Source organism: Pseudomonas sp. GL-R-19 (assembly GCF_019956375.1).
In the GTDB taxonomy this organism is placed as follows: Bacteria; Pseudomonadota; Gammaproteobacteria; order Pseudomonadales; family Pseudomonadaceae; genus Aquipseudomonas.
Window position 1 is genome coordinate 26,281 of record NZ_JAHBDJ010000006.1, and the last position, 16,208, is coordinate 42,488.

A 16,208-nucleotide genomic window follows, 5' to 3' on the forward strand; every position below is an offset into this window, starting at 1 on the left:
CGCATTAAACCACAGCAGGACGCGGGGTCAGGCCGAGGATGCTGTTAACTTTGTCGCGCAACTGATCGATGGAGAACGGTTTGCCGATCACGTGCATGTCTTGAGGCACTTCGATGGTTTCGGCATAACCGCTGGCAAACAGGATCGGCAAGGCTGGACGTAAAACACGTGCTTCATTGGCCAGTTCGCGTCCATCCATCTCTGGCAGGCCCACGTCGGTCATCATCAGATCAATCTGTTGGGTCAAGTCCTTGAGCTTCTCCAGCGCCGGTTCGCTGCCATCGGCCTCAAGCACCTTGAACTCCAACTCCTCCAGTACGTCGACGATCAACATGCGCACGATGGCATCGTCTTCGACGACAAGGATGGTAGAGCCGTTGGCAGATGACATAGTGAGATTCCCGATAAAATTGGCATTGCCGGTCGCTGGAAATCACCGTCCTCTTACATGAGTGAGTGGCGGATCCCGACAAGTTCCCAACGCGATGCAAAAAAGAACCGGGCGCAGGTCAGGCAAGGATAACCTACCACTTTGCGTGGGCGCAGCAGAATGTAGGACCTTGCGCGAAACCATGTCAGAAAATTGGATCAAGGCGCCAGTTCTGGGGCAAACTCCTTGCACTTTGACAGTTCGACAAGGCCTGACCCATGCCCTCCGCGTCCTCGGTTGATGAGCAACGATTTCGTAAACTCCTGAGCCGCAACATCGGCCTGCCATTGGGTCTGGGTCTTATCAGCGCGGTGTTCTTCGTTTCGCTGATCAGCTATTTACTGTTGACGATCCAGTGGGTGCAACACACCGACCGGGTGATCAATAACGCCAATGAAGCGCTCAAGCTGACCGTGGACCTGGAAACCGGGATGCGCGGTTTCCTGCTCAGTGGCGACGAACATTTCCTCGATCCCTACGAAACCGCCAAACCGCGAATCGCCGTGGCCCTCAACACCTTGCTCGAGCTGACCGCCGACAACCCGCTGCAGACTGACCGCGTGCTGCGGTTGCAGGCCTTGCAGCTGGAATGGGCCAGCTACGCGCAATCGATGATCGATTTGCAGCGCAGCAGCGGTGACTATCGCGCCGTGGTCAAGGCGGGGCGCGGCAAACGCCTGACCGATGAAGTTCGCAAGCAATTCGAGGACGTGATCGACTCCGAGCAACAACTGCGCACCGCTCGCAGTGAAGACGTGCGGCGCACCACAGTCTGGAGTATCAGCCTCTATCTGTTGTTCATTGCCGGCGTCAGTGGCTTGCTGGCGTATGTCGGGCGCCGCGATTTGCTCAAACTTTCGCAATGCTACGGCGTCAACCTCGCTGCCCAACAGGCCAGCGCCCATCGCTTGGAACAGCAAGCCTGGCTGCGCAACGGTCAGACTCAACTCGCCGGGCAGGTGCTGGGACAGTTGAGCCTGAGCCTGCTGGGACGCAATATTCTGCAATTTTGTGCGCAGTACCTTGGCGCCGCCGTGGCAGCTATTTATGTGCGCGAAGACCACGGCGGCCTCAAACGCATCGCCACCTACGGGTTTTCCCGTGAGCAAGAAGAGCGCGAGCAGCAGATTTACAGCGAAGAAGGCATTGTCGGCCAGGTGGCGCAACAGGCGCGGTTGATTCGCCTGGACGAGGTACCGGTCGATTACTTCAAAGTCAGCTCCGGCCTCGGCGAAGGTTTGCCACGCAGTGTGCTGGTGGTGCCAACCAGTGATGACGAGCGGGTCAATGGCGTGATCGAACTGGGCTTTCTGCGCTCACTGACGGACCGTGATGTTGAATTGCTTGAGCTGATTGCCGGCAACATCGGCACCTCGATCGAGGCTGCACGCTATCGTCAGCGTTTGCAGGAGGTGTTGGCCGAAACCCAGCAACTCAACGAAGAATTGCAGGTTCAGCAGGAAGAGCTCAAGGCCGCCAACGAAGAGCTCGAAGAACAGTCACGGATTCTCAAGGAGTCCCAGGCACACCTGGAAATCCAGCAGGTGGAGCTGGAGCAGACCAACGAACAACTCGCCGAACAGGCACAAGCACTGGCCGAGCAACGCGACGCCATGGAGCTGAAGAATACCGAGCTCAATCAGGCCCGGATCCAGCTCGAAGAACGTGCCGTAGAGTTGCAGCGCTCGAGTCAGTACAAGTCCGAATTCCTCGCCAATATGTCCCACGAGTTGCGCACGCCGCTGAACAGCTCATTGATCCTGGCCAGGCTTCTGGCGCAAAACCCGGAGGAAAACCTCAGCGCCGAGCAGGTCAAATTCGCCGAATCGATCTACTCCGCCGGCAATGACTTGCTCAACCTGATCAACGACATTCTGGACATTTCCAAGGTCGAGGCCGGCAAGTTGGAGATCCGTGCGCAGAACACCAGCGTGGCGCGTCTGGTCGAAGGCCTGCGCGGTCTGTTTCAGCCGTTGGCGTCGGACAAACAGCTGGATTTCCAGGTGGATGTGCAGGACGGCGCGCCGCTGATGCTGTTCACCGACCGCCAGCGCCTGGAGCAGGTGCTCAAGAACCTGCTGTCCAACGCCGTGAAATTCACTGAAAGCGGTAGCGTGTGCCTGTCCGTCGCCACGGTGCCGAACGACGGCATCGCGTTCAGCGTCCGTGATTCCGGAATCGGCATTGCCGCGCAGCAGCACGCCAGCATTTTCGAGGCGTTCCGGCAGGCCGATGGCACCACCAGTCGGCGTTATGGCGGCACCGGGCTGGGCTTGTCGATCTCCCGTGATCTGGCGGCCTTGCTCGGCGGCTCCATCAGCGTGAGCAGCACACCGGGGCAGGGCAGTGCGTTTACCCTGGTACTGCCGCAGCAGTACAGGGAACCGGGTGAAGTACCTGTCGCACCGATGCGCGCCGAGACGATGGCGGCGGTGCCGAACGTAATGCCACCCGCGCTGTCGCCACTGCTGGCCGAGGTCAACATTGCGCGGTTCGACGACGATCGCAACAACGGTCCGTTCACCAGCCGCTGCATTCTGGTGGTGGAAGATGAGCCGAATTTTGCGCACATCCTCTACGACCTTGCTCATGAACTGGGTTATCAGTGCCTGGTGGCCCATGGTGCCGACGAAGGCTACGACCTGGCCAAGACGTTCATCCCCGACGCGATCCTGCTGGACATGCGCCTGCCGGATCACTCCGGCCTGACCGTGCTGCAACGCCTGAAGGAACACGCCGAAACCCGGCACATCCCGGTGCACGTGATTTCGGTCGAGGACCGGGTTGAAGCCGCGATGCACATGGGCGCCATTGGCTATGCGGTCAAACCGACCTCCCGCGAGGAACTCAAGGACGTTTTTGCGCGAATCGAGGCCAAGCTGACCCAGAAGGTCAAGCGCGTGCTGCTGGTCGAGGACGACGACTTGCAGCGCGACAGCATTGCCCGCCTGATCGGCGACGATGGCCTCGAGATCACTGCCGTTGGCCTGGCGCAGGCGGCACTGGACCAGCTGCGGACCTCGGTTTTCGATTGCATGATCATCGACCTCAAACTGCCGGACATGCTCGGCAATGACCTGCTCAAGCGCATGTCCACCGAAGACCTCTGCTCCTTTCCACCGGTCATCGTCTATACCGGGCGCAACCTGACCCGGGATGAAGAGGCTGAACTGCGCAAGTATTCGCGTTCGATCATCATCAAGGGCGCACGCTCGCCAGAGCGGCTGCTGGATGAGGTGACGCTATTTCTGCACAAAGTCGAATCGCGGTTGTCCCATGAGCGGCAGAAGATGCTCAAGGTCTCTCGCAGCCGTGAAAAGGTCTTCGAGGGCCGCAATGTGCTGCTGGTGGATGACGATGTGCGCAACATTTTTGCCCTCACCAGTGCGCTGGAGCAAAAAGGCGCAGTAGTAGTCATTGGTCGCAACGGCCGCGAAGCGATTGAACGATTGAATGAGGTGCAAGACATCGATCTGGTGTTGATGGACGTAATGATGCCGCAGATGGATGGTTTCGAAGCCATTGTTGAAATCCGCAAGGACCCGCGCTGGCGCAAGCTGCCGATCATCGCGGTGACGGCCAAGGCCATGAAGGACGACCAGGAGCGCTGCCGGCAGGCCGGCGCCAACGATTACCTGGCCAAGCCCATCGACCTGGATCGCCTGTTTTCGCTGATTCGTGTGTGGTTACCGAAGGTGGAACGTATCTAGTGAAGCGCAATTTTTCAGTGGAGCGAAACAGCGAGATCGAATTGCGCTTGTTGATCGAGGCGATCTACCTCAAGTACAGCTACGATTTTCGCGATTACTCCGGCGCTTCGATCAAGCGCCGGGTCAACCATGCGTTGAGTCAGTTCGAGTGCAATACCATCTCGGCGCTACAGGAAAAAGTCCTGCGCGACCCCGCCGCGTTCATGCAATTGCTGCAATTGCTGACCATTCCGGTCAGCGAGATGTTCCGCGATCCTTCGCACTTCCTGGCCATCCGCAAAGAAGTGGTGCCGCTGCTGCGAACCTACCCTTCGCTCAAGATCTGGATCGCCGGATGCAGCACCGGTGAAGAAGTGTATTCGATGGCCATTGTGCTGCGCGAAGAAGGCTTGCTCGACCGCACGGTCATCTACGCCACTGACATCAATCCGCGCTCGCTGGAAAAGGCCAGGCAAGGGATTTTCTCGATGGAGAATGTCCGCGCCTACACTGCTAATTACCAGCAGGCCGGTGGCCAGTGTTCCTTTGCCGACTACTATACGGCGGCCTATGGGTACGCAATTTTCGACAAGACCCTGCGCGAGAACGTAACCTTCGCCGATCACAGTCTCGCGACGGACAGCGTTTTTTCAGAAACCCAATTAATTTCATGTCGTAACGTACTGATTTACTTTAATAAAAAACTTCAGGATCGGGCATTCGGATTGTTTCATGAGTCTCTTTGCCATCGCGGTTTCCTGGTGTTGGGCAGCAAGGAAACCCCGGAATTCTCAGCCTTCGGCCATCAGTTCGAGCCGCTGGTCAAACTGGAACGGATTTACCGAAAATCATGAAAAGTGCAACGAACTCGCCGGCGATCGTAGCGATCGTGATCGGTGCCTGGGCCGGTGGCATCGGCCGTCTGCCTGTCGAGCTGGAACCAATCGCATGCTGAGTAATATGCAGGCCAATCTGCTGATCGTCGACGATCTGCCGGAAAATCTGCTGGCGCTCGAAGCGTTGATCAAGCGTGAGGACTGCATCGTGTACAAGGCACTGTGTGCCGACGAAGCCTTGTCCCTGCTGTTGCAGCACGAATTCGCCATGGCCATCCTCGATGTGAAGATGCCCGGCATGAACGGCTTCGAGCTGGCCGAGTTGATGCGTGGCACGGAAAAAACCAGGAATATTCCGATCGTTTTCGTCAGCGCTGCCGGACGTGAACTGAACTACGCGTTCAAGGGCTATGAAAGCGGTGCCGTGGACTTCCTGTACAAGCCGCTGGACATCCTTGCGGTCAAGAGCAAAGTCAATGTGTTCGTCGATCTGTATCGCCAGAGCAAGGCGATGAAGGAACAAGTGCTGGCCCTTGAGCAAAGTCGCCACGAACAGGAGACCCTGCTCAAGCAACTGCAAAACACCCAGCTGGAACTGGAGCAGGCGGTGCGCATGCGCGATGACTTCATGTCCATCGTCGCCCATGAAGTGCGCACGCCGCTCAACGGCCTGATCCTTGAAACCCAGCTGCGCAAGAAGCACCTGGCCCGGGACAACGCCGCCGCCTTCACCCTGGACAAGATGCACGCCATGGTCGACCGCGACGAGCGGCAGATCAAAAGCCTCATACGCTTGATCGAAGACATGCTCGATGTCTCGCGCATTCGCACCGGAAAGTTGTCGATTCGGCCAACGTGCTTCGATCTTTCGGCACTGGTGAGCGAGTTGTTGCAGAATTTTTCCCGGCAGATCGACGCCGCCGAGGCGTCGGTCACGCTGGATGCCGAGCAACCGGTGATCGGAAATTGGGATGAATTTCGTATTGAACAGGTGATTTCCAACCTGTTGACCAACGCCTTGCGCTACGGGGCCAAGGGCCTGGTCTCGGTGAAAGTCTACAGTGAAGAGGGTCGGGCGCTGGTGGACGTGCAGGACCAGGGGATCGGTATCAGCGAAGAAGACCAGGAGCGGATTTTCCAGCAGTTCGAACGGGTATCGGCCAAACATATCGGTGCCGGACTGGGCCTGGGATTGTTTATTTCAGAACAGATTGTCGCCGCCCATGGCGGTACTATTACGGTCCAGAGCAGGATTGGCGAAGGCGCCTTGTTTCGCGTTTGTCTGCCGCTGCAGGAAAACAGCCAGATAAACGCAACCTCTGATCGACCCCACGGTCGTATCAGCAGCAATTGACCGAGCAAAGGCTTCCCATGAGCGAAGATGCACAAGATGTAGTACTCGTCGTCGAGGACGATCCCTCGATTCTGATGGTGCTGTCCGCTTATCTGTCGGGCGAGGGTTACCGCGTGTTGCAGGCGGAAAACGGCGAGCAGGCTTTTGAAATCCTCGCGAGCAAACCGCACCTGGACATGATGATCACCGACTTTCGCCTGCCCGGCGGCATCTCCGGCGTGCAGATCGCCGAGCCCGCCGTGAAGCTGCGACCGGAACTCAAGGTGATTTTCATCAGCGGCTATGCCCAGGAAATCCGTGAGACCGACAGCCCGATTACGCGCAAGGCACCGATCCTGGAAAAACCCTTCGATCTGGATAAATTGCAGGAATTGATGCAGGACATGCTTTCGTAAGCATTCAGGCGCTGATCATCTCCCAGACCTTCGCCGTCAACAGATCGAAGGTAAACGGCTTGGCAGATCATCTGCATGCCCGGATCGAGAAACCCGCCGCGCACTGCCGCGACGGTCTGCCTGTTGCACTTGACCCTCGGCCGGGACGACGGTTAAACGAAATGTCAGTCGAGGTCAAAGCCCCTGCTGCAACGCCGGATCATCGGGGTTCATCTGTTCGAGTTGGGCCAACAGGACCTGTACGTTTTGCAGTTGGCCGCTTTCCTTCCAGTAATTGATCAATAGCACCCGGGCCTTGCGGTCGTTCGGGTGGCGCTGGACGATTTCCTGTAATTGTTTCTGCGCCGCTTCCAGTTCCTGCTCACCGTGTAATGTGGTGGCCAGGTCGTAGCGGTAATCGCGGTTATTGGGCTCGAGTTCAACGGCTTTGGACAGGCCGAGCAGGGCGAATTCACTTTGGTCGTGATGCAGCAGCCAGAGCCCCAGGGCATGTTGCAGGTAGGCCGAATCGGGTTGTGCCTGGAGTTGCCTGGCCAACAACTGCCGGGCGGCGTCGTTTTGGCCCTGTTTATCCAGTACTTCGATTTGCAGCACCAGCGCCGGCAGGTTGTCCGGTGCCAGGCGCAGGGTATTGTCCAGCGCCTGTTGCGCTTGCTTGAGCTCGGCGTTGTGCAGGTGCAGCCGGGCCAGTTGGTATTGGTTTTCGCCGCTTTGCGGCTCGCTCTTGAGCACTTGCTCCCAGGCATCGATGGCTTGCTCCAGCGGCCCGAAATACAAGCCGAGTTCATCCGGGGACAAACCCAGCAGTGCGTTGATGGCGGCCAGCCGCACGCTTTGTTCGCTGTCATCGAGCAATGGCCCCAGCAGCAGACTGCGCTGGCCGCTCGGTACCAGGCCGCTGATACTCCTGATCGCAGCGATACGGACCTCGGGCGATTCGTTCTGCAGGTCGGCATTCGCCAGTTTCAGGGCCACCGAGCTTGGATAGTTGGGCAGCTCGGCATGCAACCAGACACGACGCTTGGGGGACAGGTCCGGACGGCCCAATTGCTGATAGAGCAGCCGTGCGGCACCGGGTTGACCACCCCGGGCTGCTGCCAGTGCTTCGCTGTAGCCATGTTGTATGGCTTCGGGAACCACCGGGGCGGTATCGCGCAGGGGAACCCACGCAAGACCGATGACGAGCAGGGCGAAGAGGCTGATAAACAGATAGCGGCGGGACTTGGGCATGCAGGAATCCGGAAGCTGGCGAGCTTTTGCAAAGGTCGCCAGCTTCGGTCAGGCCAGGCTTTGAGTCAAACCTTGACGACGCTCACTGACGATTCAATGGGCCTGCAAACGGTGTCGACAGCAAAACCTGTCGAGGCCCCGTAGCAGTGACTACGCTTGCTGGAGGTGTCTCGACGAGTGTTCCCATGCAAGCGTTGCTGCAGTACTTCAAGGCCATGCTCAACCCCGGGCCCGGGGTGTTGCTGTTTGCCCTGCGAACCATCGCGGCCGGTTTGTTGACACTGTATCTGGCGTTTTTGTTCGATCTGGATCAACCCAAGTGGTCGATCATGGCCGTGGTCATCATCAGCCAGCCACTGGGCGGCATGGTGCTGGCACGCAGTTTTGGCCAGGTCATCGGTACCACCATGGGGGCGGTCGTGGCCGTGGCAATCATGGCGATATTTGCGCAGGCACCGTTGCCGTTCATCACCACCCTGGCCCTGTGGCTGGCGCTGTGCACCGCCGGTGGCACGCTGTTGCGCTACACCAGCTCCGGAGCATTCGTGCTAAGTGGCTACACCGCCGTGGTCATCGCATTGCTGGCGATTCCCGATCAGGACGGCACCTTTTTGCTGGCGGTGACCCGCCTCACTGAAACCTTGCTGGCGGTCGCCTGCGTGTGCGTGGTCAGCCTGCTTACCGCCAGGCCCGAAGCCGTGGCACGGGACTATTTCGCGAAGATCGATCAAATCACCCGGTTGCTGGCCACCCATGCCAGCGCCGTCATCCGCACCGAAGAGAGCGAAGCGGATTTCCAGCAGCGGCAAATGCAGCTGTTGGGGCAAATCAGCGGCCTGGAAGGCGTGCGCCGGCACATGTATTACGATGCACCGCGCTTGCGCAGTGCCAACGGACTGGTGCAACTGTTGGGCAATCAATTGGTGTTGTTGACCGCGCGGTTGACCGCCTTGCGCCACCAGCGGTTGTTGTTGACCGAGCGCTGGGAGGGCGAGTTGCCTGAAGAAATTCAACGGCTGCGTGCAGAAGAACTGGCCTTTCTCGATGAACTGGCGCGGGAGGGGCGTTCGCTGTCCAGTGAAAAGCGCCATCATTTCACGTCGCTGCAACAACGCTTCGATGAGCTGGCCTACAGGGCCGAACAGTTGACCGAACCGCTGCCGGCCACCTTGCGCTCGCTGGCCTGGTCGTTGCGCTGGGAGCAAGCTCGCCTGCTGCAGCAGCTTGAGCAGATTCTGGAGTTGAGTGATGCCATCCAGAGCGGTCGACCCGCGAGCAGCGTGTTTCGTGGGCGGGAAAACCCGCTGCACCTGGACTTCACCCTGGCGACCATGAATGCCGTCCGGGCTTTTTCCGCGCTGTTGATCGCCGGCCTGATCTGGATCGAAACCGGCTGGGACGGTGCGCGAGGCGCAATGGTGCTGGTGGGCATCCTGTGTTCGCTGATGTCGACGTTTCCCCGGCCGCTGCTGGCCGTGCAAAGCTATGCGCGGGGGTTCGGGCTGGCGCTGGTGGCCTCGGCACTGCTTCAGTTCATGTTTGTGCCGATGATCAGCAATTTCGAGATGCTTGCCTTGTTGCTGGCGCCCTTGCTCTACGCCGTTGCGGTGGGCCTGGCCAGTCCCGCCACTACGGGTACCGGCATTGGCCTGGGGCTCACGACTTTTCTGTTGCTCGGCCCGTTGAACGTGGGGATTGGCCAGAACACCGCGATCCAGTGGTTCGAGTTTGCCGGGGCTTATACCTGCGCGACCGTGCTGGCGTTGAGTGTGTATGTGTTGATCTTTCCGTTCATGCCGGATTTGCGCATGCGCCGGCTCCACAAAGAGAACTGCGAGCAGGTGTACGCCTTGCTGAAAACCTCGGCGACCGATGAACAGCAGTTTGCCTTCGAGAGCCGGATGGTCGATCGCCTGACCATGATGCTGGGGTTGCTGCCGGCGACCCGGGAGCCACAATCGCGTGAGCGGTTCCAGGTCAGTCTGGCCTGCATGGCACTGGGTATCGCCTTGAATCAGCTCAGGCAGCAGGGGCAGAACAACGCTCTGCTAAGTCCGGATCTGCAAAGTCGCCTGTTTTCGACAGTGCGGGAAACGGGGAGGCTGGTCGCCGGTCGGCCCGGGGTCGAAGTGGCGCAGGTGCTCGATAGCCTCCACACCCTGGGCGACGAGCTGGATGCCCTGCATACCGATGTTCATGAGCACTTGTGGTCGGTGTTCCGTATGCGCGTGGCGCTGTTGATCGTGGTGTCGTTCGTCGAGCGCTATCGTGGCTACTTTCAACCCGCAGGCCTTGAAGGAGACCCTGTCCTTGCCCATTGATCTGGAAGTGGGTGGTGCCTACCTGCCCCCGATTGCTCAGGCGCTGCTGCTGGGCGTGCCGATTTTTCTGCTGCTGGACTGGACGTTGCGGCGCCTGGGTGTGCTGCAGTTTGTCTGGCACGAAGCGCTGTTCGAAGGCGCGCTATACGTCTGCGTCTGCGCCACGTTGATCCTGGTGATGGGAGTCTGATGCCTTGAAGAACATCCTTTCCCGACTCACGACGCTGGCGGTGGTACTGCTGGCCGTTATCCTGGGCTGGTTCGCGTGGGAGCATTACACCCGCGCCCCCTGGACCCGGGATGCCCGGGTGCGTGCCGATGTGGTGACCTTATCCGCCGACGTTTCGGGGCGAATCGTCAGCCTGACCGTGCAGGACAACCAGCATGTGAACAAAGGCCAGGCGCTGCTGGAGATCGATCCGGCGCGTTACATCCTGGCGGTGGAGCATGCCAAACGTGCCGTTGAGGTGGCGAAAGCCTCGCTCGGGCAGGCCCAGGCGACCATTACCGCCAGCGAAGCGTTGCTCAAACAACGTCAGAGCGAAGAGCATCGGCGGCGCACGCTCAAGGATCGCTCGGCAATTTCCGGCGAAGAGTGGGAAAAAGCCAGCACCGATGTGTCGGTGGCCCAGGCTGACTTGCTGCGTAATCAGGCCAACCTGGTGTTGGCCCAGGCTAACGTGCAACTGGCCATTGCGGCCTTGACCCAGTCCGAGCTCGATTTGCAGCGTACCCACGTCATCTCCCCGGTGACCGGATATGTCACCAATCTGCTGACCAGGGAGGGCGACTACGCCTCGGCCGGCGGTCCATTGCTGGCGTTGGTGGACAGCGATTCGTTCTATGTCAGCGGTTACTTTGAAGAAACCAAGTTGCCGCGGATCGGGGAGGGCGACCGGGTCAGGATCGAGTTGATGAGTGGCGAGACGTTCGGCGGCAAAGTGCAGAGCATTGCCTTTGCCATTGCCGACCGGGAGAACCTGCCGGGCGGCCGCTTGCTGGCGAATATCAACCCCAGTTACACCTGGATCAAACTGGCGCAGCGGGTGCCGGTGCGGATCGAGATCGATGCCGGCTATGCCGGTAAAGACAAATTGCGCGCCGGGACCACCGCGACGGTGACCGTCCAGGAACACCCCTGATCCCTGTAGGAGCGAGCCCGCTCGCGATGGTGGTCAACGATGACGCGGGCAGCCTGAATTAACGCGGTGTTCTCTGGTTCTTCGCGAGCAAGCTCGCTCCTACAAGGGATTTACGTTGCCTGGAAAAGGCAAAAAAAGCCCCGCGACCGGACGCAGGGCAAGGAAATTGGTTGGTTGCGGCCAACCAAAGGAGCATCTCAAAACATCGGGTCAGTTGCTGGCGACCGTCTCCGGCTGCCAGCCACCGCCAAGGGCCTTGTAGATCGCGACGATGCCGCGATACAGGTCGACTTCAGCCTGGGCCTGGGTGTCTTCGGCCGCCAGGCGTTCCCGTTGAGCGTCGAGCAGCACAAGGAAATCGGCTGTGCCTTCGCGGTAACGGATCTCGGCGAGATCGGCTGCGGAACGGCTGGACTCGCTCTGGCGAATCAGCGAAATCAGACGCTGTTGGCGTTTGCCGTAGTCGCTGAAGGCGTTTTCCGATTCTTCCAGGGCCAGCAACACTTGCTGCTCGTAGGTCGCCAGGGCGCCTTCGGCATCGGCGTCGGCGCCGCGCAAACGGGCCTTCACACTGCCCAGGTCAAACGCCGCCCAGGTGATGCTCGGGCCGAGCGCCCAGGCGTTGGCCGCCGAGGAGCCGATCTGCGAACCGCGCCCGGCCGTAAAGCCAAGAAAGCCGCTGAGGCTGACCCGCGGGAACAGATCGGCCTTGGCCACGCCGATACGCGCCGTGGCCGAGGCCAGTTGGCGTTCGGCACTGCGAATGTCCGGACGGCGTTGCAACAGTTCACCCGGATCACCGATCGGCAATGCCTTGGCAATCGCCGGCAGGTCTTTCGGGCTCAGGTCCACGGTCAGCTTGTCCGGACGTTCACCCAGCAGGGTGGCGATACGGTTTTTCTGCCGAATCTGCTCGGCCTGCAATTGCGGCACGCTGGCTTCGACCGATGCCAGTCGCGCATCGGCACGCTCCACATCGAGCTGATCGCCGACGCCGGCATCCCGCAGGCTGATGGTGATCTTGCGCGACTCCTGCTGGTTCTCCAGGTTGGCCAGGGCAATCTTCTCCCGCAGTTGCGCGCCGCGCAGTTGGCCATAGGAATCCACCAGTTCGGCAATCATGGTGACTTGCAGTTGGTACAGATCGGCCTCGAACGCCTGTTGCTCGGCGTTCGCCGACTCCAGGTTGCGCTGGATGCGGCCGAACAGATCGATCTCCCACGCCATGTCCAGGCCCAGGTCGTAGCGTTCGCTGTTGACCCGGTCGGTGGTCTGGCCGGGAATCTGGCCTTTGCCCAAATCACTGCTGACGCGGCTGGTGATGGTTGGCATGGCGTCGTTGCTGACGTCATCGCGGATCGCCCGCGCCGCTTTCCAGCGGGCGAAGGCGACGCGCAAATCGCGGTTGCCTTGCAGCGATTGCGTCACCAACTGGTTGAGGGTCGGGTCTTCGAACTGTTGCCACCAGATGCCTTCGAAACGCGAGCGGTCAAAGTTTTTCTGGCCGGCGGCGCCATCGGTGGCGGCCGTGATGTGGGCCGCCTCGGTGGTTGGCGTCTTGTAGTCCGGGCCGACGGCACAGGCACTCAGGGCCAGTACCAGCAGGCTCGGCAGGAAGGCTTTCAAACTCATCAGTGCGACTCCAGCTTCAGGGCGGCCTTGGCGGCTTTGCGCGTTTGGCCGCGCTCGACAAAGTTACGAATCAGTACGTAGAACACTGGCGTCAGCAACAGACCGAAGAAAGTCACCCCGAGCATCCCGGAGAACACCGCCACACCCATGGCGTGACGCATTTCGGCACCGGCACCGCTGGAGAACACCAGCGGCACAACACCCATGATGAACGCGAAGGAGGTCATCAGGATCGGCCGCAGACGCAGACGGCAAGCTTCCAGGACCGCCGCCAGCGGGTTGAGGCCTTCCAGTTGCTTGTCCTTGGCGAACTCGACGATCAGGATCGCGTTCTTACAGGCAAGCCCCACCAATACGATCAAACCGATCTGGGTAAAGATGTTGTTGTCGCCACCGGACGCAATCACCCCGGTGATGGCCGACAGCAGGGTCATCGGTACGATCAGGATCACCGCCAGTGGCAGGCTCCAGCTTTCGTATTGAGCTGCCAGTACCAGGAACGCCAGCAGCACGCAGAGCGGGAACACGAACAGCGCGGTGTTGCCGGACAGAATCTGCTGGTAGGTCAGGTCGGTCCATTCGTAGGTCATGCCGTTGGGCAGTTCTTCCTTGAGCAGTTTCTCGATGGCTTTTTCGGCCTGGCCGGAGCTGTAGCCGGGGGCTGCCGCACCGTTGATTTCAGCGGTGATGAAGCCGTTGTAGTGCATCACGCGGTCCGGGCCCGAGGTGTCGCTGACCTTGATGAAGGTCGCCAGCGGGATCATCTCGCCCTTGTTGTTACGCACCTTCAACTGGCCGATCTGGTCGGATTCGAGGCGGAACTGTTGTTCGGCCTGAACGTTGACCTGATAGGTGCGCCCGAAGCGGTTGAAGTCGTTGGCATACAGCGAACCCAGGTAAATCTGCAGGGTGTCGAAGATGTCGCTGACGGCCACGCCGTGGGTCTTGGCTTTTTCCCGGTCGATGGCGGCATCGACCTGGGGCACGTTCACCGTGTAGCTGGTGAACAGGCCCGCCAGTTCCGGAACGCTGTGGCTCTTGGCAATGATGTTCATGGTTTCCTTGTACAGCTCTTCGTAGCCCAGGTTGCCCCGGTCTTCGATTTGCAGGCGGAAACCACCGATGGTGCCCAGGCCCTGTACCGGCGGCGGCGGGAAGATCGCCATGTAGGCTTCCTGGATGTTCGCGTACTGGCCGTTCAAGGCACCGGCGATTGCCCCTGCGGACATGCTCGGGTCTTTACGCTCGTCGAACGGTTTGAGGGTCACGAACACGATGCCGGCGTTCGGGCTGTTGGTGAAGCCGTTGATCGACAGGCCCGGGAAGGCCACCGCGCTTTCCACGCCCGGCTGTTTCAGGGCGAGGTCGGACATGCGCTTGATCACGTCTTCGGTACGGTCCAGGCTCGAGGCATCCGGCAGTTGCGCGAAGGCCACCAGGTATTGCTTGTCCTGGCCGGGGACGAAACCGGTCGGGGTGCTGGAGAAACCGAAGAAGGTCAGGACCATCAGGCCGGCATACAGCAGCAAGGCGATGCCGCTTGAGCGGATCACACGGGCAACGGTGCCGACATAACCATGGCTGGCTTTTTCGAAGAAACGGTTGAACGGACGGAACAACCAGCCACCGAAAATCTTGTCCAGCACCTTGGAGAAGCGGTCTTTCGGTGCGTCATGGCCCTTGAGCAATACCGCGGCCAGCGCTGGCGACAGGGTCAGCGAGTTGAAGGCCGAGATCACCGTGGAAATTGCAATGGTCAGGGCGAACTGCTTGTAGAACTGGCCCGTCAGACCGGAGATGAACGCCGCCGGAACGAACACCGCACACAGCACCAGCGCCGTGGCAATGATCGGGCCGGTCACTTCACGCATGGCGCGTTTGGTGGCCTCGACCGGGGTCAATCCGAGTTCGATGTTCCGTTCGACGTTTTCCACCACCACGATCGCATCGTCCACCACGATACCGATCGCCAGCACCAGGCCGAACAACGACAGGGCGTTGAGCGAGAAACCAAACAGATGCATCACGGCAAAGGTACCGATCAGCGAAACCGGCACAGCCACCAACGGAATGATCGAGGCGCGCCAGGTTTGCAGGAACAGGATCACCACCAGCACCACGAGGATCAGCGCTTCGAAGAGGGTGTGAACCACCGCCTCGATGGAGCCGCGCACGAAGATCGTCGGGTCATAGACGATGCTGAAGTCCATGCCTTCGGGGAAGCCCTTCTTCAGCTCGGCCATCTTGGCCCGCACTTCGTTGGAGATTTCGATGGCGTTGGAGCCAGGGCGCTGGAAGATCGGGATCGCCACCGCCGGCTGGTTGTTCAGCAGCGAACGCAGGGCGTACTGGCTGGAACCCAGTTCGACGCGGGCGATGTCTTTGAGGCGAGTGATTTCACCGTTGTCGCCAGAGCGAATGATGATGTTCTCGAACTCTTCCTCGGAGACCAGACGGCCCTGAGTGTTGACCGACAACTGGAAGCTTTGCGCATTCGGGGCAGGGGGCGCCCCCAAGGCACCGGCAGCCACCTGGCGGTTCTGTTCGCGGATGGCCGTCACAACGTCGGTCGCGGTCAGGTTGCGCGAAGCGGTCTTGTTCGGGTCGAGCCACACACGCAGCGAGTAATCGCCCATGCCGAACAGTTGCACGTCACCGACACCGCCCAGCCGCGCCAGTTCATCCTTGATGTTCAGGATCGCGTAGTTGGACAGATAGAGCATGTCGTAGCGTTTGTCCGGCGAGGTCAAGTGCACAACCATGGTCAGGTCGGGCGACGCCTTGTCCACGGTGATACCGATGCGCGTCACTTCCTCGGGAAGTTTCGGCTCGGTCCGGGTCACGCGGTTCTGCACCTGCACCTGCGCGTTGTCCAGGTCGGTACCCAGGGCAAAGGTGATGGTCAGGGTGATCTTGCCGTCGGCGGTCGACTGCGAGGACATGTACAGCATGTTCTCGACACCGGTGATGGCTTGCTCCAGCGGAGCCGCCACGGTTTCACCGATGACTTTCGGGTTGGCGCCCGGAAAGTTGGCGCGAACCACCACGGTTGGCGGCACGACTTCCGGGTATTCGCTGATCGGTAACTGGAACAGCGAGATCGCACCGGCGATCAGGATCAGCAGCGACAGCACCGCTGCGAAGATCGGACGCGAAATGAAGAATTGGGAAAAATTCAT

At 60.0% G+C, this 16,208-nt stretch carries 11 protein-coding genes; 7 read left to right on the forward strand and 4 right to left on the reverse strand.

Annotated elements, in window-relative coordinates; all coding sequences use genetic code 11:
• Positions 1-4 precede the first annotated feature (4 nt).
• Positions 5-391: a response regulator gene (locus tag KGA83_RS03545; protein ID WP_108217527.1), complete on the reverse strand. Its 387-nt coding sequence runs from the start codon at positions 389-391 to the stop codon at positions 5-7.
• Between the two features lie 257 nt (positions 392-648).
• Between KGA83_RS03545 and KGA83_RS03550 the strand changes: the two genes are divergently transcribed.
• The 4 genes from KGA83_RS03550 (at position 649) to KGA83_RS03565 (ending at position 6,704) form a co-directional block, all read left to right on the forward strand.
• On the forward strand, positions 649-4,140 hold the full coding sequence (locus KGA83_RS03550; protein WP_223528429.1) for a response regulator: 3,492 nt from the start codon (positions 649-651) through the stop codon (positions 4,138-4,140).
• Positions 4,140-4,973 carry a CheR family methyltransferase gene (locus KGA83_RS03555; protein WP_223528432.1) on the forward strand — a complete coding sequence of 278 codons (834 nt, stop codon included), beginning with the start codon at positions 4,140-4,142 and terminating at the stop codon, positions 4,971-4,973. The genes KGA83_RS03550 and KGA83_RS03555 overlap by 1 nt, the downstream gene beginning before the upstream one ends.
• 94 nt (positions 4,974-5,067) lie before the next feature.
• Entirely contained in the window at positions 5,068-6,309 is a 1,242-nt protein-coding gene (locus KGA83_RS03560; protein WP_108217530.1) for a hybrid sensor histidine kinase/response regulator, read from the forward strand.
• A 17-nt stretch (positions 6,310-6,326) separates the two neighbouring features.
• Positions 6,327-6,704 (forward strand): response regulator, encoded by a 378-nt coding sequence (locus KGA83_RS03565; RefSeq protein WP_007983728.1) that lies wholly within the window; start codon positions 6,327-6,329, stop codon positions 6,702-6,704.
• A 174-nt stretch (positions 6,705-6,878) separates the two neighbouring features.
• Here KGA83_RS03565 and KGA83_RS03570 read toward each other — a convergent pair whose 3' ends face one another.
• Positions 6,879-7,934: a tetratricopeptide repeat protein gene (locus KGA83_RS03570; RefSeq protein WP_108217532.1), complete on the reverse strand. Its 1,056-nt coding sequence runs from the start codon at positions 7,932-7,934 to the stop codon at positions 6,879-6,881.
• A gap of 185 nt (positions 7,935-8,119) precedes the next feature.
• On the opposite strand from KGA83_RS03570, the gene KGA83_RS03575 reads away from it, so the two are divergent.
• Genes KGA83_RS03575 through KGA83_RS03585 form a run of 3 tightly spaced genes read left to right on the forward strand, consistent with a single transcriptional unit; the run spans position 8,120 to position 11,397 of the window.
• Positions 8,120-10,255 (forward strand): FUSC family protein, encoded by a 2,136-nt coding sequence (locus tag KGA83_RS03575; protein WP_108217533.1) that lies wholly within the window; start codon positions 8,120-8,122, stop codon positions 10,253-10,255.
• The gene (locus tag KGA83_RS03580; protein WP_115948152.1) at positions 10,245-10,445 is read left to right on the forward strand and encodes a DUF1656 domain-containing protein; all 201 of its coding nucleotides are present in this window, start codon (positions 10,245-10,247) and stop codon (positions 10,443-10,445) included. The genes KGA83_RS03575 and KGA83_RS03580 overlap by 11 nt, the downstream gene beginning before the upstream one ends.
• Positions 10,446-10,449: 4 nt before the next feature.
• Complete coding sequence (locus KGA83_RS03585; RefSeq protein WP_115948151.1) at positions 10,450-11,397, forward strand: HlyD family secretion protein; 948 nt, start codon at positions 10,450-10,452, stop codon at positions 11,395-11,397.
• A 210-nt stretch (positions 11,398-11,607) separates the two neighbouring features.
• Here the strand turns inward: KGA83_RS03585 and KGA83_RS03590 are convergent, their stop codons facing one another.
• Together KGA83_RS03590 and KGA83_RS03595 are read right to left on the reverse strand one after the other, a co-directional pair.
• Positions 11,608-13,029 carry an efflux transporter outer membrane subunit gene (locus tag KGA83_RS03590; RefSeq protein WP_108217536.1) on the reverse strand — a complete coding sequence of 474 codons (1,422 nt, stop codon included), beginning with the start codon at positions 13,027-13,029 and terminating at the stop codon, positions 11,608-11,610.
• Entirely contained in the window at positions 13,029-16,208 is a 3,180-nt protein-coding gene (locus tag KGA83_RS03595; RefSeq protein ID WP_108217537.1) for an efflux RND transporter permease subunit, read from the reverse strand. Before KGA83_RS03595 ends, KGA83_RS03590 begins: the two co-directional genes overlap by 1 nt.

Excerpts from the sequence above, each read along its gene's own strand:
- KGA83_RS03545 (WP_108217527.1), bottom strand. The coding sequence starts at position 391 with ATGTCATCTGCCAACGGCTCTACCATCCTTGTCGTCGAAGACGATGCC.
- KGA83_RS03570 (WP_108217532.1), bottom strand. The coding sequence starts at position 7,934 with ATGCCCAAGTCCCGCCGCTATCTGTTTATCAGCCTCTTCGCCCTGCTC.
- KGA83_RS03550 (WP_223528429.1), top strand. The coding sequence starts at position 649 with ATGCCCTCCGCGTCCTCGGTTGATGAGCAACGATTTCGTAAACTCCTG.
- KGA83_RS03595 (WP_108217537.1), bottom strand. The coding sequence starts at position 16,208 with ATGAATTTTTCCCAATTCTTCATTTCGCGTCCGATCTTCGCAGCGGTG.
- KGA83_RS03590 (WP_108217536.1), bottom strand. The coding sequence starts at position 13,029 with ATGAGTTTGAAAGCCTTCCTGCCGAGCCTGCTGGTACTGGCCCTGAGT.
- KGA83_RS03575 (WP_108217533.1), top strand. The coding sequence starts at position 8,120 with ATGCAAGCGTTGCTGCAGTACTTCAAGGCCATGCTCAACCCCGGGCCC.
- KGA83_RS03560 (WP_108217530.1), top strand. The coding sequence starts at position 5,068 with ATGCTGAGTAATATGCAGGCCAATCTGCTGATCGTCGACGATCTGCCG.
- KGA83_RS03565 (WP_007983728.1), top strand. The coding sequence starts at position 6,327 with ATGAGCGAAGATGCACAAGATGTAGTACTCGTCGTCGAGGACGATCCC.